This window comes from Streptomyces sp. NPDC057565, assembly GCF_042801455.1.
Lineage (GTDB): Bacteria > Actinomycetota > Actinomycetes > Streptomycetales > Streptomycetaceae > Streptomyces > Streptomyces yanii.
In genome coordinates, this window is record NZ_JBHVFU010000051.1 from 37,075 (window position 1) to 57,866 (window position 20,792).

The window sequence follows — 20,792 nt, forward strand, 5'->3', positions numbered from 1 at the left end:
GCCTGCCGTGTCCGGCAGTCGCCCTGCGCCGGCCTGCCTGGTGGCTCCGGCGGCCCGCCGCACCCCGGTGGCCGCCCCCGTCCGGGGCGGGCGTGACCCCGGGCCGGTGGGGGACGCACGGCACACCCGCCCCGGCCCACGTACACCCGGGCCTACCCGGGACCACGGGACACTGCGGGTGCGCTCATCCGGCCTGGTCAAGCGGCATGTCGGTACTCGCGGAGAGTTCCGCCGAGTCGGTCTCGTCGGCGGACCTCCAGGTCCCCGAGCTGTGGTGGGCCGTTGACCGGGTGGGGAGCGGGCGGAGTGGTGCGACTTGCTTGAGGGTCAGGTGTGGTCGGTGTTCGTTGTCATGGGTCTCGAACTCACGTAGTGCGTAGAGGAGGTGGCTCTGGTTCCAGATCAAGGCACGGTCCAGGAGCTCGCGTCGGCAGGTCTGTATCCAGCGCTCCATGAGGGAGTTCATCCGGGCGCGGGCGGAATGCCGTGCTCCTTGAGGATCTCCCAGACGGTGGAGGCGGCGACCTCAATGCCCGGCGCCGCAAGCTCACCGTGGATCCGGCGGTACCCTGTGCCGTTCGGGAACTCATCGCTGCTGTTCGGAGTGGGTCTGGCGCGCCACAACGGCTTACTGGAACCCTGTCCTGGTGGTTGTCTCACTGGTGTACCAGGTGGCACGGAAGCTACTCGCGGTCCCGGCGGTGCTGCTGCTTCGGGACGCGGCCAAAGAGCCGAACTGCTGGTGCTGCGGCATGAGAACGCAGTGCTGCGCAGGCAGCTCGCGGGCCTGGTGCGGTACGAGTCTGCGGACCGACTGTGGCTCGCGGCGCTGTCCTCGCTGATCCCCCAACGTCATTGGGCGCAGGTGTTCCCGGTGACGCCCGGGACCTTGCTGGCGTGGCACCGCAGGCTGATCGCCTGGAAGTGGGACTACAGCAGGCACCGGAGCAAGCCCGGGAGGCCGCCAACGGCGAGCGCGGTGAAGGCGCTGGTGCTGCGGCTGGCCAAAGAGAATCCGCGCTGGGGCTGCCGTCGGATCCAGGGAGAGCTTGCACGCCTGGGCCACCCGGTCGGTGCGACGACGGTTTGGGAGATCCTGACGGCGGCCGGCATTGAACCGGCCCCGCGCCGTGGCAACCCGACGTGGCGAGAGTTCCTGACCGCGCAAGCCGAGGGCATCATCGCCTGCGACTCCGTCCACCTCGACCTGGTCGACCTGCGCCGGTGTACTCCCTGGTGTTCCTCGAACACGGCACACGCCGCCTGCGCATGGCCGGGGTGACCGCCCATGCGACGGGATCCTGGGCGGTGCAGCAGGCCCGCCCCCTCGCCGTCGAGTTGGGTGTACGCAGCGACTCGCTGAGCTTCCTGGTCCGCGACCGGGACGCGAAGTACACCGTGTCCTTCGACGCGGCCTTCGCAGCCGGGGGATCGAGGTCGTCAGGACCGCGCCGCGGGCTCCTCGGATGAACACCCACTGCGAACGGGTCATCGGGACCCTGCGGCGCGAGGTCCTGGACCATCTGCTGATCCGGAACGAGACTCACGCCCGGACATCGCCCACACCAGGCTCGAGGACAGCTTCCTCCCCTTGCTCAAAAGCATCCGGCGCCCGTGACCGGCCTGACCGCTCACCGACTCCGACGCACCCGAGTGCTCGGCGGCGTCATCAAACGAGTGCCGATATGCAGCATGACCAGCAGCGACGAGTTTCCGAACGGCACACCATGCCGAAAGGTTCATCCGCACCGTGCGAGCCGAGTGCACCGACCGGCGGCCGACTACAACGAGTGGCACCTGCGACAGGTACTCGCTGAGTACGCCCACCACGACAACACCGAATGGCCGCACCGGGCCCTGAACTTTCACGCTCCCGCCGACGACCCGGATGTCACCCCGTTCCCCGTGCAGCGGATCCAGCGCCACGACGTCCCTGGCGGCCTGATCCACGACTACCCCAACACGGCCTGTCGAAGATCGACATCAGCTGGCGAACAGACAGGTCAGCACCTATGTGGGACTTTTGGAACCCTACAGGGATCCCGTTGTGTCCCCCTGCTTGATCGAAGTAGACGAGCCACCGCCGAGCGCAGCTTTCCGCACCGATGTTGCATCCTCCAGGTCAGTTCTCCAAGCCCCTTGATGGCCAAAGTGCTTCGGTCGACGCATGCAGACAGGCCAAACGGACCACTCAATGCGGCCTGCTCGACATGCGATCATTGGCGGGCGTCGGTGCGATGGGAGTCATGCCGCAGACCATCATCAAGCTGGCCATCACCTGGGGCCTGTTGTCCATCCCGGTGACCGTGCACGCGGCCACCAAGGAGCACGAGGTCCCGCTGCGCCAGGTGCACACGCGGTGTGGCGGTGGCCGGGTGCGCCTGCGCCGCTATTGCGAACATGAGGACGTCGAAATCCCTTTTGAGGAAGTGGCGCCCGGTTACGAAGCCCCGGACGGCCGAGTCGTCATACTGAGCGCCGACGATCTCGCCGACCTTCCGCTTCCCACCGCCAGACGCATCGAGATCCTGGCGTTCGTCGACGCAGACCAGATCGACCCGCTCGCACTGGACACGGCGTACTACCTCGGTACCGGCCCCGTTGGCGCGCGCCCGTACGCCCTGCTGCGCGACGCCATGAGGAAGTCCGGGCGAGTGGCCATCGCACGGACAGCGCTGCGCACCCGGGAATCGCTCGCCGTACTCTGGGCTCGGGACGAGGTAATCGCAATGCAGACCATGCTGTGGCCCGACCAACTGCGCCCTGCTCAGGAGATCACCGTCCCGGAGACCCCACCGGCCCGCCGCCAGGAACTGCAGATGGCGTACAACCTGATGGATACCATGGGCTCCGGCTTCGACCTGGCGGAGCAGCACGACGACTACAGCCGCGCCCTGCAGCGGGTCGTCGCTGCCAGGCTTCAGGGCATGGAGCCGCCGCACGCACCAGAGTCCCGGGGCGTCGAGGGAGCCACCGTGGACTTGATGGCGGTGCTACAACAGAGCGTGGACGCAGCACAGACGCGCCGTGCGAAGCCGACCGGAAGGAAGGCGGCGAAGAAGACCGCGGCAAAGAAGGCACACCGGCGTCGTTCCGCCGGCTAACCACAACCCGTGCCGTTCGGAAACTCGTCGCCACTGGTCAAGCCGCGTATCTCTGCTCGCCGATCACTCCGCCCAGCACTCGGGTGCGTAGAAGCCGATGAGGGTCTACTGATTCCCAATGTGGTTGTCAAACTTGGCTCGTGACTGAGTGTGGTCACCTCATCCAAGGCAGGCAGCACGGGTGGGCGAACTGCTCTCGAAGGGACGACTGTCGCGGAGGAGCGCCCACAGGACGTTCAGGCGGCGGCGCGCGAGGGCGATGACAGCTTGCTTGTGGGTCTTTCCCTCGGCCCTCTTGCGTTCGTAGAACGCCTTTGAGACGGGGCAGTGCTGGGCAGCGACCCGGGCGGACAGGTAGAAGACCCGCATCAGTCGGCGGCAGTAGCGGCGAGGTCGGCGCATGTTGCCGCTGATCCGTCCCGAGTCTTTCGGGACGGGTGCCAGTCCCGAAACGCCGGCAAGGCGGTCGGGGCTGCCGAAGACGCTCATCTCGCCGCCGGTGTGGGCGATGAACTCGGCTCCCAGGACGGGGCCGAGGCCGGGCATGCTCAGGATGATCTCGGCGTGCGGGTGGTCGTGAAACCGGCCCTCAATGAAGCTCCGCCCTCTTGAAGTGGCTGGTCAGCGGGGTGACGTGACCTCGTTTCGGGGTGCTCGTGCTGGTCGTGGGCGGCAGTCTGTGTTGTAGATCGTCCGGCGGGGTGGTTTTGCCGATGAGTTCACCGTCCTCGAACGGTCTACCCAGCGACACGACCGTTCTCGACAGGAGTGCCATGTCCACCATCCAGCCAGTGATCGTGACTGCCGACCAGGACGTTCTACTCGACTTCTATACGAAATTGTTCGGCGCTGAGGAGATCTTCCGGGTACCGGCGGAAGGCCCGGCCTTCTACCTCGGCTTGCGCATCGGCGACACCGACCTCGGGCTGGTGGCCAAGGCGAACCCGGGGACTGGGGCGGCGTCGCGGATCCTGCTCAGCATCGGTGTCGACGACGTCGACGAGACGCTCGGCCGGGTGGCGGCGCTGGGCGGCTCGGTCCGCGGCGGCCCCAACGACATGCCGTGGGGACAGCGCGTCGCCCACATCCAGGACCCCGACGGCAACCCGGTGAACCTCACTCAGCCGATCCCGGCCCGGTGACGCTGTTCCGGGGGGCATGTGCTGATCGCGGGCTACCTGCGGTAGAGATCAATTGTCGGTAGTGGCCTCGATGTTCGTCAGGACGAGTAGCGCGCGAAACAGGTGGGTGGCGCGACCTCGATGAGTCACCCGGCGAGGTGAACGAGGAAGGCGGCTGGCATCTGGGAGCGGTCAGCGTTGTGGACCAGACGAACAGCGCCAAAGGGCGCGAGCTGGAAGGGCTGGCTTCACGGACGTCGAGATCACCCCGACCCACTCCGTCGCTGACGGCATGCGCGATCAAAGCCGCGGCTGTCTGAGACAGCGTCACTCGCATGGACCTGCTCTCCGAGTACGGCGACACCGAAAAGGACCCGATCCCGGTCGCGATCGAGACATCCCGCGGCCTGCTGGTCTCCGTGCTGAGGGCCAGCAAGCGGCAGGTGTTCGCGATCAACCCGATGGCCGCTACCGCGACCGTCATTCGGTCGTGCCAGAAGCCTGACCCCGGCGACGCCCTGGTCCGCGCCAACATCCTCCGCACCGACATCCACGCCCACTGACCGCTTCCCCAGGGTGGAGCGCCGGTGAACGTAGGCGGAGTCCGCGCGCTTGGCGATGAGCCCCTCCCAACCGCGGGCACAGGCAACGTTCAGTAGGTCGCGGCTGCCGTGGTTGCGGTGCGGGGTGAGGCGGCCTCAGCGGCGTTGACCACGAGTACGAACATGCGGTCTGACCAGCTCAGACGTAATAATCGGCACCCCAAGGTGCCCCGCAGGAGCGCTGCCCCGCTCGATGCTGGGATGCTGGCGCGACCACCCTGCCGCGCGCGTCGAGGACCTGCAGGCGCATCCGCTCGAGCAGAGGGAAGCCGTGCGACAGCATCACCCATGCCTTGTCGTTGGCCGTGCTCACGTCGGTGAGGTCGGGGGCGCGCACCTGATCAGGCCTGGACGGACATCGGCAGTACCGGCTGGGAGCGGTCCCAATGTCGGCGGTGTGGAAAAGACCTGACCGAGGCCATGCACCCTGCGAGCCCAGCTCATCTGCGTTCCGGCCCGGATCGCCTGCGGAGCCCGGCGTCTGAGGCTCCATCTGCCAAAGAACTGGCCCTGGCAGGACGCCTGGCAGCAGATGTTCGCCGCCCTGCACGCCCCGCCACGCGGCTGACACCTGACCCCGGATATTCAGCGGAGTTGGGCGAGCTGACACCCTGACAGCAGAAAGGTGCCCTGACCTGGGACCAGCCCCGCTCCACCAGACGTTGCACCTTCGACCGCAGTCGGGGAGCGCAGCGCGCCCCCCGACGCCATCCCCCCTCGACCTTCGCTGGGACCATTTCCAGTCCCAGGGCCACGGCCAGTTGCTGGCAGCGCATGCCCTCCCAGCCCGCTTCCGACTCCAGTACCAGCATAATCTGCTGGTAGTCCGGTTCCAGGACCGACGCCGCCATGCCCTTGGCCCGGTGCGGCACCACCGATCCCGTCACCGCGCTCCGCGCCGGCTCCGCGACCGCGGAGGTCGGCTCGGCCAGTACCTCGGCCACCGTTACACGGGCATCCACCAGCCGCTGCAGAACACGTTCCGCCTCGCCAAGCGCGGCTTGCACCCGCTCGGCCTCCTCCCGCAGTCGCCCCGCCTCTTCCCGGGCGTTCTTCTCCCGGGCCTCCAGCAGACCGAGCACCGACGACACCAGCCGCCTCCACAAATGACGTGAACGAATCCGCCCCATCTCTCCCGCCGCCAGCCGGAGTTCATTCCCACCCAGCCCGAACCCAACGATCACGTTCGGAAAGCGGATGGCTTCTTACACAAGGTCACTGGCGCACCTGGGCGCAACCTCTTCCTAGGCGAGCGGATGCAGTTCCGCCACGGCGAACGGCCCCTGTTCGCCGTGGCCTGGAGTGCGGCTCCGGGTGAAGACCTGCCGCAGACTCATCCGGAAACAAGGGGCGGGACGCCTCCCACGGAGGCGTCCCGCCCAGGTTACGCGTCGGCGGCCGGTTCAGCCGACGCCGATGGCGAAGGTGTGCAGTCCCGACAGGTTTGGCAGTTGCACGGCTTCGACCGTCTTACCGGCGGTCAGCTGCACACTGTTGTAGTACACACGGTACTCGTAGCCGTGATTGGCCGGGCCGGATTGGGTGTTCCGGTAGGTGGTGGTGATGACCGGTTGGGCGCCGAACTCTGTGGGTGTGTCGGTGAGCCAGTTCGGGAAGCCGAGGGTGCCGGTCGAGGTGGTTCCGTCGGTGTAGAAGACGGTGACCGTGCCGGAGGAGGAGCCAATGCCGGCACCCAGGAACGCCAGTTTCGCGCCGCTGCCGGAGATCTGGATGATCTGCCCGGAGGCGGTGGTGTTGTCGTTGGTCCCAGAGGCCGCGCTCGGCCAGGTGAATGCGGTGTTGTTGTACGTCAGCGCCGCCCCGGCCTTCACCCCAGCCGCCGACAGGGCCTGCGCGGAGTAGCTGTTGCCGTAGCCGTCGAAGTTGCCGGGTGTCGGGTTGGAGTCATCCGTGATACCGATGTTGTTGAAGGTCGCGGCCAGGTTCGAGTACGCCACAGGTATGGTCAGTGGCGCCGTGGTGTTGCCGGGCCCGCCGGTGTAGGCCACTGACACGGTGCTGGTCTGGGGTCCGTGGGCAGCATCAGCGGCGATGTTCACGGTCCAGGAGGCCGTCGCGGTGGCCTTGGGGGCGATCGAGCCGACGGTGGCCGTCGTTGTGGGCGTGGTCCAGCCGGTCGGCAGCGTGATGGTCGCCGTCGTCCCGGCCATCGTGGTCGTGCCAGGGTTGGTGATGGAAGCGGTCAGCGTCACGGTGCCGCCGCGTGTGGCGAAGCGGTTCTTCGACGACAGCGTCACATGTGGGGAGGTGGCCAGGGTGCCGGTGGTGAAGGTGCCGACGGCGTCGGCGGTTCCAGGCCCGCCCTTTGCTGTGACGGTGAAGGTGGCATTCGCCGAGGACCTCGGGATGCCGGTGATGCCGCCGGTGTCGGGGTTGAGCTTCAGGCCCGCCGGCAGGGCGCCGGAGGTGACGGTGTAGCGGATGGTTCCGGGGGCATTGGTGGTCAGCTGCGCCTCGTACAGAACACCCGCGCTCAGCGCGGGCAGGCCCCGCGTGGTGAACGCCGGGGTGGGAGCTACGACGGACTGGGCGGCGCCGACGGGGTTGCCCTTGGCGTCGAGCTGCTGCAGAGACCATTCCTTGCCCGGCTTGACGACCGTGAGATGCCAGTTGGTGGACTGGTCGCGGAAGCGCTCCCTCTGTGCCTCGGTGAAGGCGCCGAGGTTGCGCGCCGTCTCCCACTGCTGGATCGCGTCGAGTACCCGCTTGCCGTTCTCACCACCCTCGGTGAGGCTGGCCACCGAAGACTGGAAGCCGGCGCCAGCGTTCAGGCCGGCACCCCGCGCCAGCTTGCCCTCGATGCTCAGCAGGCTCTCCGAGCCGTGCAGGCTGATCCAGCCCAGCATCCCCGGAAGGAAGTTGTCCCGATAGAACTTGTTATTGATAAAGACCTGATTCATGCTGGTGGAGCCCACTTCGCCCCAGCTCGCCCGGGTGAGCGCGTCCCACGTGTTGGACGTCATCCGGCTCGTCTCGGTAATGAAGCCGTCCTTCGCCCGCGTCTTCTCGTAGGTGCCGTTCACCAGCCGGGCTACGCCGTAGGAGCCCCAGCCGGACTCCGAAGCCGACTCCAGGCCGTCGTAGGAGTTGGACATGATCCCTGTGCTGTTCCAGATGTCGGACAGCCGGGTGGAGATCTCCTCGATGATGCCGCGCCCGCCGGTCGCACCGCCATACTGATTGACGATCATACGGGCCGCGCGGTCGCCTGCGGCGTGGCTGGAGGCGACAGAGCCCCACCGGGCGCGGCGCACTCCGGCAAGGACCCACTCGGATCCCACGTGCTCGGCTGTGCTGTATTCGATGAACTCGTCACCGATGCGGAGCGTACGGCCGTGCAGTCCGTCGGCGAGCAGTGCGTTGGAGTCGAGGTAGAGCGTGGTGTCGCCGGGGGTCAAGGGGTGGGTCAGCGAGGCGCGGCCCCCCGTCGCGAGCCGGTCGTCAGGCGTCGGTATGACGTAGCGGTCGTTGGTGCTGACGAAGCCCGAGATGGTGTGCACTCCGACCCGGACGCCGTTGGCCTTGGCGATGTCCACCGCTGCTGCGGCCCCGGCGTCGCTGCCGCCCAGGCTGGAATTGAACTGGTAGTGCCCGGTCGACTGCCATGGCCCGACTGCGTTGGGCAGGGAGTAGATGTAGTCGATCCCGGCTGCCTTGGCGAAGCGGGCCGCGTCCGGGATGGTGTCGCTGCGCAGATCGCCGAGCACGAGGAAGGACTGGCTGCTGGCCTGGGCAGTCTTCTGCCACTGGCCGTTCTGTGTCGGGTACGGCAGGTTCTCCCCGGTCGCGATGTTCGACAGCACGGTCGGGGTCAGCTCGGGCAGGGCGCCGAAGAGAGCGATCTTGGAGCCGACGACCTGCCCGTTGTCGCCGGGCAGCGGGCCGACCGGGATCGGGTAGCCGTCGATGTTGTTTCGCTGGCGTTCCTTCGTGTAGTCGTAGGTGAAGGCCCGCAGCACCGAACCCCATGCGGTCTTGCCCGCGGCGCTCCATTCTTCGACCCCGTGGGGGAGAGCGACTTGCAGGTCAGAGGGGTTGTCCTCGACCTCGTTCTCCCAGCCGAACTGCTGGTACTCCTGCGGCCAGGCACCTTCGGTCCGATCGGTCAGCGGCCTCAACCCGATGGCGAAATCGTTGTCGCGGACCACGCCGACGGTCTGACCGATGGTCTGGGTGATGGAGGTCGGCAGCGGACCCCACAGCAGCGTCTGCACATCTGCTCCGGCGGGGCCCTCGACCTTCACCGCCTCGAGCGTGCTGTAACCGGCCTTGTTCTTCACCTTCACGACGATCTTGAAGCCGACCTTCTTGTTGGTGAAGGTGAGGAGACCGCGGTGGCTCCCGGAGCGGGTCACCTTGGTCGGCCGTTCCTGCTTGCCGTTGATCACCAGGCTGACCAGCGGGGCGGACTTGTCGTGTGCCAGGTGGTCGGCTCCGGTCCGGGAGTCCTTGAGACCGGTTACGGTCCCGGTGGAATCCAGGTGGATGGTCAGGTATCCGGCAGAGATGTCTATTGCGGCGTTCTTGCCGAACGTCGATGTCCCGATGGGCCTCGTATCAGCGCCCTCCGCGACGCCGGCCGGCACGGTGACTACCAGGCCGACGGTCAGCGCCAGCGCACTGGCTCTGACAGCAGCGCTCCACATGCGCGTAGGTCTCATCTTTTCTCCTTCCCGCCTCTGTCGGCGGCGTCGCGCTCCGGGAGGCCGGTCCTCCCGGGGCGTGAGGTGCGAAAGGATGTACGCCCGCGGCAGACAACGCCTGCTCCGGTCCGGAGTGGGCAAATCCCTTGGTGATGGACGCCACGGATCAGAGCTGTACGACCTGTCCGGTGCGCCGGGACTCCTCGGCGGCGAAGACCACATGGTGGCTGTCGCGGCTCTCGCGGGCGCCGGAGAGCAAGAGTTCGGGCCGGCCCTCGTAGTGGGCGCGGACGAACGCGGTGATCAGGCCCGCGTCACCGCCGCCATGGCCTTCGGCGGCGGTGGATCCGCCGTTGTCGGTGTCGATGACGGTGCGCTCGTTGGTGGTGAAGTCATAGATCTCGATGTGCTGGCCGTCGCCGGTGATCTGGCCACGTGTCCCGAAGATCTTGGTGTGGCGGTTCTCCTGTGGGGTGAAGGCGATGGCAGTGAACGAGACAGTCACCCCGCCCTCGTACTCGAGATTGACCACCTGGTGGTCCACCACATCGTTGTCGCTGTGGTACACGCACCGCCCGTACGGGCCTTCGACAAGCGCCTGCTCCACGGACTCCTCGGTGAGCTCGTCGGCGACAATCTTGGTGAAGTACCGCTTGACGCCGCCTTCACGCAGTCCGATCTGATAGAGCTTGCGCGCCGAGTACGGGCATCCCGGCTCGATCGTGCAGGACACGCACCGCTCCCCCGCATCCTCGGGGGCGTTCTCGGGCCGGAAATGGGTCAGCTCACCGAAGGAGGAGACGGCCCGCACCGGACGGCCGACGATGTGGCTGAGCCAGTCGATGTCATGGCAGCACTTGGTGAGCAGCAGGAAGCCGGAGGTGTCCTCGCGCCGCCAGCTCCCGCGTACGAACGAGTGCGCGAAGTGCCAGTAACCGATGGGCTCCAGGTGCTGGACCGTGACGATGTCACCGATCCGGCCGGAGTCGAGGAGCTGCTTGAGGCGAATGGTGTACGGCGTATAGCGCAGGACGTGGCAGACGCTGAGGGAGACTCCGGCGGCCTCGGCCGCCGCCGCGATGCGGTCGGTCTCCTCCGCGGAGGTCGCCATGGGCTTCTCCAGCAGGATGTCGTAGCCGCTGGCCGCGAACGCCTCAGCGGCTTCGAGGTGTTCGGCGTCCTGCACAGCGATGATCACGGCGTCGGCGACACGAGGCCCAGCGGCCATCACCCGCCAGTCGTCGTAGCAGTGCGCGGCCGGGACACCGTACCGGGCAGCAAGTTGGTCGCGGCGGCCGGTGCGCGGCTCGGCGAGAGCGGTGATGGTGACGGGGATGTCACCCTTGACTGCGAGCATCGCGTACCCGGCGCCGCGCGCGCCCGCGCCGGCGATGGCGAGGGTGAGCGGGCGGCCGAGCGGTGTGCCGTGGTGGTCGCGCAGGTTGGCGAACTGCCCTGTGGACGTGACGGGGGCGGTGCTGCGCTGGGTCATGGTCATCCCTTGACGGCCCCTCCGGTGAGGCCCTTGACGAAGTGCTTCTGCAGGGCGAGGTAGAAGATCAGTACGGGCAGGGCAGCGAGGAACATCAAACCGAAGACCTGGCCGTAGTCCTGCTGGTGTTCGCCGATCGCCCGGTAGACGCCGACGGTGACGGTAGTGCCGCCGGCCGGGCCGAGGATGATCAACGGGTTGAGGAAGTCGTTCCAGATCCAGACGCCGAGGAAGATCAGCACGCTGGCGGTAGCGGGTCGCAGTAGTGGAAGGACGACCTGCCAAAATGTGCGCCAGCGCCCGGCCCCGTCCATCGCCGCGGACTCCTCCAGCTTCAGCGGGACGGTGCGGATGAAGCCGGAGAAGACGAAGACGCCGAAGGGCACGTAATAGCCGACGTTGAAGGCGACCATGCCCTGGATTGTGGTCATCATCCCAGTCAGCTGCAGCACGTCCGTGACGGGTACGAGGATCACCTGGGGCGGGATCATCAGACCGGCGAGCAGGATCAGCAGGGCGGCGCGTGCGAAGCGGGAGCGGCTGCGGCTCAGGTAATGGCCGAGCATCGCGGAGACGACAGTGAGGACCACTATGGAGAGGAAGGTGATGGTGACGGAGTTGATCAGGCCGTTCCAGAAGAGCCCGTCGGGACGGTTCAGGACGGCGGAGAGGTTGTCGAGGGTCGGCGGCCAGGGGAAGGACGCCGGATGGTCGGTGATGTCCTTGCCGGGCTTGAAGACGTTGGAGAGGACCAGATAGAGCGGCAGGAAGAAGACGGCGGTCACGGCGAGGGCCACCACGGGCCGCAGCCACGGAAGACGGACGCGGTGCATCAGAGTTCCTCCTCCCGCCGTTGCAGCAGACGCAGTGCGACGCTGGAGATCACCGCAACGATCACCAGCATGAGGATCGCCATGGCAGAGGCCTCGCCGGTGCGGTTGGCGGTGAAGCCGGTCTGGATGATGGAGAAGGCGACGGTGGCGGTGGTGCCGGTGCCCGGGCCTCCAGCTGTGAGCACCTGAATGTGGTCGTATGTCTTGAAGCCGGTGATCAGCAGCATGACGGTGTTGATGGTGAGCGCGGGCGCCAGCATCGGCCAAGTGACCTTACGGAAGCGCAGCCAGGAGCCTGCGCCGTCGAGGGCGGCGGCCTCGTGCAGTTCCTGCGGGACACCCTGCAGGCCGGCGAGGTAGACGACGGTGCAGAAGCCGAGCATCTGCCAGCTCATGATGAACCCGACCGAGTACAGGGCGAGATCGGGGTCGGAGAGCCAGCCCGGCAGCGCGGTGACCCCGAGCGTGCAGAGCAGGGTGTCGACCAGACCGCCGTCGGTGAGCATCGCCTGCCAGACGACGGAGACGACCACCGAGCTGAGCACGACGGGTACGAAGAACACACCGCGCAGCGCGTAGTAGAGCCGACCGCGCCGGTCCAGGAGGAGTGCAACGGCGAGGCCGCCCAGATTGGGGGCGATCACCACGATCAGGGTAAGGATGGTGGTGACCTTGAGGGCGGTGAGGAAGGCGTCGTCGGTCAGCAGACCGATGTAGTTCTCAAAGCCGGTGAAGCGGGTCCTGGGCTGGAACTGGTTGGCGTTGGTGAAGCTGTAGCCGACGCTGAGCAGGATCGGAGCGAGGACGAAGCAGGCGTACACCAGCAGCCCGGGCGCCCCGAAGCTGAGAAAGTGGCGGAGGCCGGGCCACGGGCTCCGACGGCCGGTCCTGGCCTTGGAACCGGGGGCAGCGCCCCCGCGAACGACTGCCCCCTCCTCGACGATCGTCATGGGTGAAGGGCCTCCACGGTGGTCTTGTACATCGCCTTACTTGCCCTTCTCCCAATCCGCGTCCAGGCCCTTCGTGACCTGGTCGGCGTTCTTGCGGCCCGCGATGATGTCCTGCGCGAAGGCGAACGACTTGTCGACGAGTCCGGGAAGCAGGGAGTTGTCACCGGTCTCGACGAGAAAGGCGTTGACGATGCCCTTGTCCTTGACCGCCTGGTCGTAGACCTTGACGGTCTCCTGGTAGACGGGTCCCATCTCGGCGGGCGGGGTGTAGCCCTTGATGGCGATGATCGCGCCATCACCCTTCACCACCGCATCCAGGTTCTGCTTGTCCTGCTGGAAGGCAAGGGCGAACTTCTTGGCCAGGTCCAAGTGCTTGGACCTGGCGTTCACGGACATGCCGCCGCCGGTGTACGAGGGGAGTGCCGGAGAGCCGTCGTCGGTCGGGAAGGCGAATACGCCGATGGCGTCCTTGTTCTCACTCTTGTCCGCGGCCGTCACGAACCACGAGCCCATCGGGTACATGGCACCCTTGCCGGCGAGGAATGCCTTTTCGGTGGAGGCGTAGTCGCGGGAGAGGGCTGCCTTGTCGATGTATCCCTTCTTCGCTATGTCGACGAACTTCTGCGTCGCACCCTTGAAGTCTGGGTCGCTGAACTTCACCTTCTCGGCGTGGCGCTGCCTCATCCAGTCCGGCGTCGTCTTGTAGACATCGGTGCCGACCAACGCGGTCCACAGGTACGAGGCCGCGAAGGTGTCCTTACCGCCACCGCCGACGACGAAGGGATTGATGCCCTTCGCCTTGAGCTTCGCCGAGACATCCACAAGCTCCTTGTACGTCTTGGGGGTCTCGGTGATCCCGGCCTTCTTGAACAGGCTCTTGCTGTAGTAGACCAGCGGCGTCGGCTGAGTGTTGTACGGCAGCTGATAGACCTTGCCGCCGATGGTGTTGGAATGGGGGAAGGTGAACGGCTCGAGCTCCTTGTCCGTCCATGCCGCCATCTCGCCGGCCTCCGCGAAGCCCGCGGGCGACACGGCGATCATCACGTCCGGGAACTGTCCGGAGGCCAGCAGCTGCTTTGCGTACCCGGTACGGTCGACGCTGGGCGCGACAAGCTTCTTGACCTTGACTCCGGGTACCTTCCTCTCGGCCCTGGTTATCGCGTCGTCCCAGTACTCAGCGTCCAGGTTGGGGGTCTCGAAGGTCAGGAAGGTGATCTCCGTCTTGCCGCCCCCGACTCCGGCGTCGGTCCCGGCGGGCGAGCAGGCACCGGCAGTGAGGCCGAGCGCGAGGAGAGGCAGGGTGGTTCTGACGATTCGATTCACGAATGCTCTCGATTCGGGCGACGGTGCCAGGCTGGAAACCGGGACACAGGAGCGGAACGAGGCCGGAAATATTTTTGCTACCATCTGAAATAACTCAGCCCGAGCATCGTGGACCCGGCCACGCAACCGCGTCAAGGGGGAGTAAGAAACCGTGACCACCGCTGGAGGCGACTCGTCGCTGCTGCGCCGCCTGAACCAAGTCGCAGTGCTGCGCGCGCTGTACGAAGCCGAAGAACTCACCCTCACCGAGCTGGTGCAGGCAACCACAGTCACCCGCGCCACCGTCGAGAACGCGCTCACCGCCCTCGTCGAACTGGAGTGGGTGACGGAACAGGCCCCCGCGACCGACGGCCCGCGCCAGGTAGGCCGCCCCGCCAAGCGCTACCGCTTCCGCAGCGAGTCGGGCTGCGTGCTCGGCCTCGACATCGGCGTGCACAAGGCTCTGGCGGTCGTCGCCGACCTGCGCGGTACGGTGCTCGCCACCCGCCGCACCGCCGTCGGACCGGACCACTCCCCCGCCGAACGCGTTGCCGCCGCCCGCGGGCTGGGCCACCGTACCCTGCGCGCGGCCGGGCTTCGTGCCGCCGACGTACAGGCCGTCGGAGTCGCCACCACCGGTGTGGTCTCCGCCGCCGGCACGGTCACCGTCAGCGGGCGGCTGCCGGATTGGGCGGGCACCGACCTGGTGGCGGCGTTCACGGAGCCGTTCGGCGCCCCGGTCGCCGTGGGCAACGACTGCTCGCTGGCGGCGCTCGGCGAGCACTGGCGGGGTGTGGCCACGGGCCACCAGGACGTGATCTACATCCACGCGGGCCACCGCATCGCCGCAGGCATTCTGCTGGGCGGTGGGCTGCATGCCGGGCGCAACGGCGCGGCGGGCGAGATCGGCGTACTGCGCAGCTCCGGCTGGCACACCGCTCCGGGCCGCCTCCTGGAACACTGGGGCTCCCCGGAGGCCCTGTTCAGCGCCGCACGCGACGGGGACCCGCATGCCGAACAGGACCTCTGCGACTTCACCGCCGACCTCGCCCAGGGGGTGGCGGCGATGGTCCTCACCATCGACCCGGAGCTGGTCGTGATCGGCGGCGGCCTCTCCCGCGCGGGCGAATCGCTACTCGCCCCCCTCCGGGACCACCTCTCGCACCTGTGCCTCTTTCCGGTCGAGATGGCCGCCTCCGCCCTCGGCGACGAGGCGGCAGCGCTCGGCGGAGTCCGGCTGGCGCTGGACGTGGTGGAACGAGCGCTGTTCGAGGTGTCCGGGGACAGCTGACAACTCGGTGACGAAGCAGTCCAGTTCGGCAGCCAGCACCGCGCTCGCGGGCTTCGACGACTTCTTGAGCCCGAGGCGATCTCCCACACCGAGCCGCTGGCGGAGCAGGGGGTGGTGTTCGCCGATGCTGAACACTGCCCTTGCCGGAAACCTCGTCCGTCCAGGTCACGCGGCGTGTTCGTACTCGTGGAGGATGCCGCCGCGGCGCTCGCGTCTGCGTATGTCGAAGCGGGCGATCTGGCCTGGCTCGTTGATCGCTTGGGCAAGGGGTGCAGCGGTCGGGCGTTTGCGATGCCCTGATGCGGCCGATGGGAATTGTAAAATCGCTCGAACTCCCTCAGAACGTGGCAGAGGTGGCGCTGGTTCCAGATCAACGTCCGGTCCTGTGGGGCTCAAATACAGGATTCGGCCGCTGATCTGCGGGTTCGTAGCGGTGTCAACTGGCGATCTGGTATTCGTTAATGAGTCCACCGAGGACCGCTGTGCGGCGGACGCGGTGCTCGGCGAGGTCGATGGGGCGCGGAGGTCCGGCTTCAGCCTGCGATGGACAGAGCTGGCTCAGTGCGCGGTGAGGCCGGTGCCCGTTGTAGTGCTCCAGGTAACTGCTGAGGGTTCGGTGCAGGTGCCGTTCGTTGAGGATGAGAGTCCGGTCGAGGATCTCGCGGCGCAGGGTTGGTCAGTTCTCCCCGCCCCATGACCATGCCAACGACTCGAGACGGCAACAAGATCCGCCGGACAGGCCCTAACGGAGATGCCTACCGACTCAGCTGAGGTCGGCGGTGGTACTGGTGCTGACCTCTGGCTCGTCGACGACCAGGTTGCCGACCCCCTCGGGGGTCACAGTGTGGTCGGACTTGCCGTCGACGAGCCGACCTTGCACCGTGCGGCCGCGGGTGGTGTGCAGCTTGAACTGCACATCCCACTCACTCGGCCAGGCGTTGTAGAGGATCGCGTCCTCGTCGGCGCCGGGGTGCAGCAGCATCGATTGGAGGGCCATCTTAGCGATGGCGTAAGGCTCCCCCCCGGGTTCACCGTCGCCGGCCCCGGGACCGAAGCCGGCGTAGCGCCAGGCCCCGGTACGGAACGCGGCGACGGTCTGGAACTTCGCCTCCGCGGTCAGTCCGAGGTAGGCCGCGTGGATGGCGTCGTGCCGCCAGTCCTGGGTTCCGTCGGTCGGGTACTTGCCGCGCCGCTCCTGGTAGGAGGCGACGGCGAGGTCGAGGTGAGGCTGACCGGCGCCGAACAACCGCATCGGGAAGATCGGATAGAGGTTCTGGTTATTGGTGTCGGTGCCCAGGAAGACATCGTGGGCTGTCTTGAGCCGGTCACCCGGCCCCCACGAGGTGTCGTTGTCGTGCGCGTTCTTGCCCACCGGCAGGTTGGGGAGGCGGTCCTCCACCTCGGCCCAGTAGGCCCGGTCACCGGGAGTTGTGAGCGACGTCGGCAACGTCTGCAGCTCGCCAAGGATCCGGTGGAGACCCGCCGTGTCGGCGGCGGGGTTGTGCAGGTTTCGGTCGCCCTCACCCGAGTACATCGGGTACATGTCGATCGTTCCGTGGTTGTGGTGCCAGTGTGTGTCGTAGAACCTCACAACCTCGCGAGCCACCGGCAGCAGCTTCTCGCGGGCGAACTTCGTGTCGCCGGCGTAGGAGAAGTGGTCGAGCATCATCGTGACGATCTCGACGTTGCTCGCGTAGAGCCAGCGGGTCCAGCTGCCGGCGAACCAGTTGTCGGCATGGCCCGTGCGGTCCCAGCCATACTCGCCCCCGACAGCCTGGCCCCACAGGCCCATCACCTCGGGCCACATTGCCCCCTGCGTAGCGGGCAGCTCGACGCTGGAAGGCTCCTCGACGGTCGGTTTGCCCCAGAACGCCTGGACCCTCGCCTTGGCCAGCGGCAACGACTCGGCGTACTGGTCGAGGTAGGAATGCATCAGATCGAAGTCGCCAGACGCGAGCATGTTCCAGTAGGCGAATCTCTGGTTGAACCCGTGATAGCTGTTCCACTTGCGGAAGTCGGCATCGTCAGGGCGCCCGGGGGCGAAGAGCGAGCCGTTGAAGCGGATCGGCATCGCGGGAGTCCTGCCCGCGATGGCCTGGACGTACCGCGTGTGCAGCCAGCCCTTGGTGACCTTGTCCGCGTCGGCGTCGCCGGTCGCAAAGATGTACGAGCGGTTCCAGAACTGGTCCCACCACCTGCGCTGGGCGGCGCGTAGCAGGTCGATGGGTGTGCGCGCGCTCTCGCCGACCAGGTCACCGATCTCTTTCTCCCACCTCTTCTGCCACCTCGGGGACTGGTCGATGCTCGAGTGCAAGGTGATATCGAGCCGGTGCGACGTGTCGTGGTCGGAGCGCAGATCGGAGGCGGAGGCGCTGGCGAAGCCCTCGCCGCGAACCTGCCCCCCGAACGTGCGACCGGTGAGCGGGTCGTGGTGGATGCCCGGGTCGAGCTTCTGCAGGCGCATGATCTCGTCGTACGCCGACTCGTCGTTGTGGTGTGCCCACGTGATGGTCCCGGGTCGGTCCAGGACCCGGTCGGCGTGGACCTTCGGCTGGACGCCCACGTAACCGTCCTCGGAGCTGACCAGGTCGTAGAAGGTGAAGTTGTTGAGCGACGGGGACGGGTTGTCCTGGGGTCGGAGGTTGGTGAAGTGCACGTCCATCGTGAACGCGCCGGGCGCGTCGCTCTCAACGTGGATCGTCTGCTCGTCGGCGCCGACCCAGACCCTGGTGGTGATCACCGGGTCCCTGCCCGCGGTGATCACGACCTCGCTCTCGTGGAGCCTGAGCTCTTGACGGAACTCGCCGGAGTCGAAGGGGTTGGGGGAGAAGGTGATGTCGAGCCGTCCGAGCTTGGCCAGCCGGACGTTCTCCTCCCAGGCGTCGCCTGCGGCGAGCAGCAGCCGCAGTTGGTTGCCCTCGACCCACACATTGGCGGCCTGCACACCGTTCCCGATCGGCATCGAGCCCGTGACGTCGGCGCTCTTCGACGTCCAGACCTCGTTGTAGGCGGGGAGCAGACGGTCCACGACGGTGGCAGCCAGCTCCTTCTTCCCGGCGGTCTGCTTCGCGACGGAAGCGCCGGTGGCTCCTGCTGCCGGCTGTGCGCCGACCGCAGACAGGGTGCCGGCAGGCAGCATCGCGGCTGCTAGCCCACCGGCTGTTCGGCGGAGTATGGCTCTCCTCGGGGTTTGCTGGGAACTGGGTGCGGGCTCCGAGAATTGCATGATGCTTCTCCCATGACCTCTCGATGGACATTGCATGGACCGGCCGGTCGTGCCGGTCAGCCTTCGTGGTGCCGCCGACCAGGCCGCGCACGAACTGCTTCTGAAACGCGAGGTAGAAGGCCAGGACCGGTAGTGTGGCCAGACAGCATGAAGGCGAACACCGCCCCGAAGTCCTGCTGGTAAATGCCGATGGTGCGCAGCACGTGGCGTACGCCCCTCGGCGTACGCCACGTGCAGTTGCTTTCAGCGTGACGGTGATCCACCGCGCACGTCCGGCCCGACCGGGCTAATTGGCGACGTCGATCTCGTAGTCGCGCTGTGTGCGCGGCTGGCCGGAGTTCTGGTATGCCGTGATCGTGAACCGCGCTGTTCCCGTCTTGGTGGGCGTACCCACGATCCCTCCGGTGTCGGCGTTGAGCACGAGACCCGAGGGCAGAACCCCCGAGGTCACCGCGTATCGCTTGGTCGCCGGCGTGTTGGTCTTCACGGTCGCCTCGTACAGGGCTCCCTTGGCCGCCGCGGGCAGTGGTCCGGCGTCGAGCTTCGGGGTCGGAGCGACGACGGCCTGGGGGTTGCCGGCCGGCTTGCCGTCAGCGTCCAGCTCCTGCAAGGACCATCGCTTGCCCGGCTCGACCACGGTCAGGTGCCAGTTCGTCGACAGGTCGCGGAATCGCGCCCGCTGCTCCGCGGTGAACGCACCCAGGTTGCGGGCCGTCTCCCATTGCCGGATGGCATCGAGCAGCCGCGTCGTGTTCTCCCCGCCCGACACGAGGCTGGAGACCGAGCTCTGGAAACCTGCCCCGGCGTTCAGACCCGCGCCTCGAGCCAGCTTCCACTCCATGGTGAGCAGACTGTCCGAGCCCTTGAGGCTGATCCAGCCGAGCATTCCGGGAAGGTAGTTCGCCTGGAGGTACTTGTTGTTCTTGAACACCTGCTCCATCGAGGTGCTGCCGACTTCGCCCCAGCTGGCCCGGGTCAGCGCGTCCCAGGTGTTCGAGGTCATCCGGCTGGTCTCGGAGATGAATCGGTCCTTGGCATTGGTTCGCCGGAACGTCCCGTTCACGAGGTGAGCCATGCCGTAAGCGCCCCAGCCGGACTCCGATGCCGACTCCAGGCCGTCCCACGACATACCGGTGATGCCGGTGCTGTTCCACGCGGTGGTCAGCCTGTCGCTGATCTCGTCAAGGACGGCATGGTTACCGATCGCGCCGCCGTAGCTGTTGGCCACGACTCGGGCGGCGCGGTCGCCCGCAGCGTGTGAGACCGCGACCGATCCCCATCGCGCGCGCTGCACACCGGTCAGCTTCCACTCCTTCCCGACCTGCTCGGCCGCTCCGTAGCTGACGAATTCGTCCCCAATGCGCAAGTAGCTGTGGTGCACTCCCGCAGCAAGCAGCGCGCCGGAGTCGAGGTACACGGTGGTGTCGCCGGCCGTCAGCGGGCGGGTGAGCGAGGCTCTGCCCCCTGTCACGAGCCGGTCGTCGGCGGGTGGCGTGAGGTAGTCGTCGCGCGGGAACCAGGACCAGTTGTAGGGCTCGTCGCCGGTGCTGATGAAGTCCGACAGGGTGTGTACGCCGAGCTGTACGCCGTTGGCCTCGGCGATGTCCACGGCTGCCGCGGCCCCGGCGTCGCTCCCGCCCAGGCTCGAGTCGAACTTGTAGTGGCCGCTCGACTCCCATGGGCCGTAGTTGCTGGTAAGTGAGTAGATGCGGTCCATACCGGCTGCCTTGGCGAATCGGGCCGCCGCCGGAATATTGTCGGTCTGCAAGTCGCCGAGCACGAGCCACGATTGGCTGCTCGCTTGTGAGGCCTTCTGCCACTGACCGTTCAGCCTTGGGTAGGGCAGCTTCTCACCTGCCGCGATGTAGGACAGGATCGTCGGCGTCGCCTCGGGCGAAGCTCCGAAGAGTGCCATCTTGGAACCGGCGACCTTGCCGTCGCGGCCGGGCAGCGGCCCGACCGGGATCGGATAACCGTTTACCTTGCGGTGGCGTTCCTTGGTGTAGTCGAAGGTGAAGGCGCGCAGTACGGAACCCCAGGGGGTCACGCCTGCCGCGCTCCACTGCTCCAAAGAACCCACGCTCACGTGGTCCGGGTCGTGGTCAACCTCATTCTCCCAGCCCATGTCCTGGTACTCCTGCGGCCAGGCGCCTTCGGTACGGTCGGTCAGCGGACGGAGCCCGATGGCGAAATCGTCGTCGCGGACC

Annotated in this window: 15 protein-coding genes and 5 pseudogenes; 5 read left to right on the plus strand and 15 right to left on the minus strand. The window is 67.1% G+C overall.

Annotation, left to right across the window (positions count from 1 at the left end; translation table 11 throughout):
* Positions 1-184: 184 nt before the first annotated feature.
* Both ACFU8W_RS41385 and ACFU8W_RS41390 read right to left on the minus strand, forming a co-directional pair.
* The gene (locus ACFU8W_RS41385; RefSeq protein WP_384049260.1) at positions 185-454 is read right to left on the minus strand and encodes a hypothetical protein; all 270 of its coding nucleotides are present in this window, start codon (positions 452-454) and stop codon (positions 185-187) included.
* An 8-nt stretch (positions 455-462) separates the two neighbouring features.
* Positions 463-624 (minus strand): hypothetical protein, encoded by a 162-nt coding sequence (locus ACFU8W_RS41390; protein WP_384049263.1) that lies wholly within the window; start codon positions 622-624, stop codon positions 463-465.
* Between the two features lie 23 nt (positions 625-647).
* Here ACFU8W_RS41390 and ACFU8W_RS41395 point away from each other — a divergent pair.
* Together ACFU8W_RS41395 and ACFU8W_RS41400 are read left to right on the plus strand one after the other, a co-directional pair.
* Positions 648-1,696, plus strand: a pseudogene (locus ACFU8W_RS41395) (helix-turn-helix domain-containing protein).
* 550 nt (positions 1,697-2,246) lie between these two features.
* Positions 2,247-3,104, plus strand: coding sequence for a Ku protein (locus ACFU8W_RS41400; protein ID WP_384049266.1), 858 nt, complete (start codon positions 2,247-2,249; stop codon positions 3,102-3,104).
* A gap of 159 nt (positions 3,105-3,263) precedes the next feature.
* Here the strand turns inward: ACFU8W_RS41400 and ACFU8W_RS41405 are convergent.
* Positions 3,264-3,704 (minus strand): annotated as a pseudogene (locus ACFU8W_RS41405) (transposase); the annotation flags it as partial.
* A gap of 173 nt (positions 3,705-3,877) precedes the next feature.
* Here ACFU8W_RS41405 and ACFU8W_RS41410 point away from each other — a divergent pair.
* Positions 3,878-4,246: a VOC family protein gene (locus ACFU8W_RS41410; protein WP_384049269.1), complete on the plus strand. Its 369-nt coding sequence runs from the start codon at positions 3,878-3,880 to the stop codon at positions 4,244-4,246.
* 314 nt (positions 4,247-4,560) lie between these two features.
* Positions 4,561-4,785, plus strand: a pseudogene (locus tag ACFU8W_RS41415) (IS110 family transposase); the annotation flags it as partial.
* Between the two features lie 18 nt (positions 4,786-4,803).
* Here the strand turns inward: ACFU8W_RS41415 and ACFU8W_RS41420 are convergent.
* The 8 genes and pseudogenes from ACFU8W_RS41420 to ACFU8W_RS41455 all read right to left on the minus strand — a co-directional run.
* Positions 4,804-4,920 (minus strand): annotated as a pseudogene (locus ACFU8W_RS41420) (ATP-dependent DNA ligase); the annotation flags it as partial.
* 46 nt (positions 4,921-4,966) lie between these two features.
* Positions 4,967-5,164, minus strand: a complete 198-nt coding sequence (locus tag ACFU8W_RS41425) for a hypothetical protein (RefSeq protein WP_384049272.1) — start codon at positions 5,162-5,164, stop codon at positions 4,967-4,969.
* Positions 5,165-5,267: 103 nt separating this feature from the next.
* A complete protein-coding gene (locus tag ACFU8W_RS41430) occupies positions 5,268-5,918 on the minus strand; it encodes a hypothetical protein (protein ID WP_384049275.1) in 651 nt (216 codons plus the stop codon).
* 312 nt (positions 5,919-6,230) lie between these two features.
* Positions 6,231-9,509 (minus strand): NEW3 domain-containing protein, encoded by a 3,279-nt coding sequence (locus tag ACFU8W_RS41435; protein WP_384049278.1) that lies wholly within the window; start codon positions 9,507-9,509, stop codon positions 6,231-6,233.
* Positions 9,510-9,657: 148 nt separating this feature from the next.
* Complete coding sequence (locus ACFU8W_RS41440) at positions 9,658-10,983, minus strand: Gfo/Idh/MocA family protein (protein WP_384049281.1); 1,326 nt, start codon at positions 10,981-10,983, stop codon at positions 9,658-9,660.
* 2 nt (positions 10,984-10,985) lie between these two features.
* Complete coding sequence (locus ACFU8W_RS41445) at positions 10,986-11,816, minus strand: carbohydrate ABC transporter permease (RefSeq protein ID WP_384049284.1); 831 nt, start codon at positions 11,814-11,816, stop codon at positions 10,986-10,988.
* Entirely contained in the window at positions 11,816-12,766 is a 951-nt protein-coding gene (locus tag ACFU8W_RS41450; RefSeq protein WP_384049287.1) for a carbohydrate ABC transporter permease, read from the minus strand. Before ACFU8W_RS41450 ends, ACFU8W_RS41445 begins: the two co-directional genes overlap by 1 nt.
* A gap of 36 nt (positions 12,767-12,802) precedes the next feature.
* The gene (locus ACFU8W_RS41455; RefSeq protein ID WP_384049289.1) at positions 12,803-14,089 is read right to left on the minus strand and encodes an ABC transporter substrate-binding protein; all 1,287 of its coding nucleotides are present in this window, start codon (positions 14,087-14,089) and stop codon (positions 12,803-12,805) included.
* 151 nt (positions 14,090-14,240) lie between these two features.
* On the opposite strand from ACFU8W_RS41455, the gene ACFU8W_RS41460 reads away from it, so the two are divergent.
* Complete coding sequence (locus ACFU8W_RS41460) at positions 14,241-15,359, plus strand: ROK family protein (protein WP_384049292.1); 1,119 nt, start codon at positions 14,241-14,243, stop codon at positions 15,357-15,359.
* Positions 15,360-15,524: 165 nt separating this feature from the next.
* Here the strand turns inward: ACFU8W_RS41460 and ACFU8W_RS41465 are convergent.
* The 4 genes and pseudogenes from ACFU8W_RS41465 to ACFU8W_RS41480 all read right to left on the minus strand — a co-directional run.
* Positions 15,525-15,742, minus strand: a pseudogene (locus ACFU8W_RS41465) (hypothetical protein); the annotation flags it as partial.
* 53 nt (positions 15,743-15,795) lie between these two features.
* Positions 15,796-16,029: an integrase core domain-containing protein gene (locus ACFU8W_RS41470; protein WP_384049304.1), complete on the minus strand. Its 234-nt coding sequence runs from the start codon at positions 16,027-16,029 to the stop codon at positions 15,796-15,798.
* Positions 16,030-16,122: 93 nt separating this feature from the next.
* Complete coding sequence (locus ACFU8W_RS41475) at positions 16,123-18,498, minus strand: DUF5703 domain-containing protein (RefSeq protein ID WP_384049295.1); 2,376 nt, start codon at positions 18,496-18,498, stop codon at positions 16,123-16,125.
* 373 nt (positions 18,499-18,871) lie between these two features.
* The coding region (locus ACFU8W_RS41480) for an Ig domain-containing protein (protein ID WP_384049298.1) at positions 18,872-20,792 on the minus strand (1,921 nt) is incomplete at its 5' end.

Coding starts and splice junctions, on each gene's coding strand:
- ACFU8W_RS41450 (WP_384049287.1), bottom strand. CDS start 12,766: ATGACGATCGTCGAGGAGGGGGCAGTCGTTCGCGGGGGCGCTGCCCCC.
- ACFU8W_RS41440 (WP_384049281.1), bottom strand. CDS start 10,983: ATGACCCAGCGCAGCACCGCCCCCGTCACGTCCACAGGGCAGTTCGCC.
- ACFU8W_RS41475 (WP_384049295.1), bottom strand. CDS start 18,498: ATGCTGCCTGCCGGCACCCTGTCTGCGGTCGGCGCACAGCCGGCAGCA.
- ACFU8W_RS41385 (WP_384049260.1), bottom strand. CDS start 454: ATGGAGCGCTGGATACAGACCTGCCGACGCGAGCTCCTGGACCGTGCC.
- ACFU8W_RS41435 (WP_384049278.1), bottom strand. CDS start 9,509: ATGAGACCTACGCGCATGTGGAGCGCTGCTGTCAGAGCCAGTGCGCTG.
- ACFU8W_RS41445 (WP_384049284.1), bottom strand. CDS start 11,816: ATGCACCGCGTCCGTCTTCCGTGGCTGCGGCCCGTGGTGGCCCTCGCC.
- ACFU8W_RS41410 (WP_384049269.1), top strand. CDS start 3,878: ATGTCCACCATCCAGCCAGTGATCGTGACTGCCGACCAGGACGTTCTA.
- ACFU8W_RS41400 (WP_384049266.1), top strand. CDS start 2,247: ATGCCGCAGACCATCATCAAGCTGGCCATCACCTGGGGCCTGTTGTCC.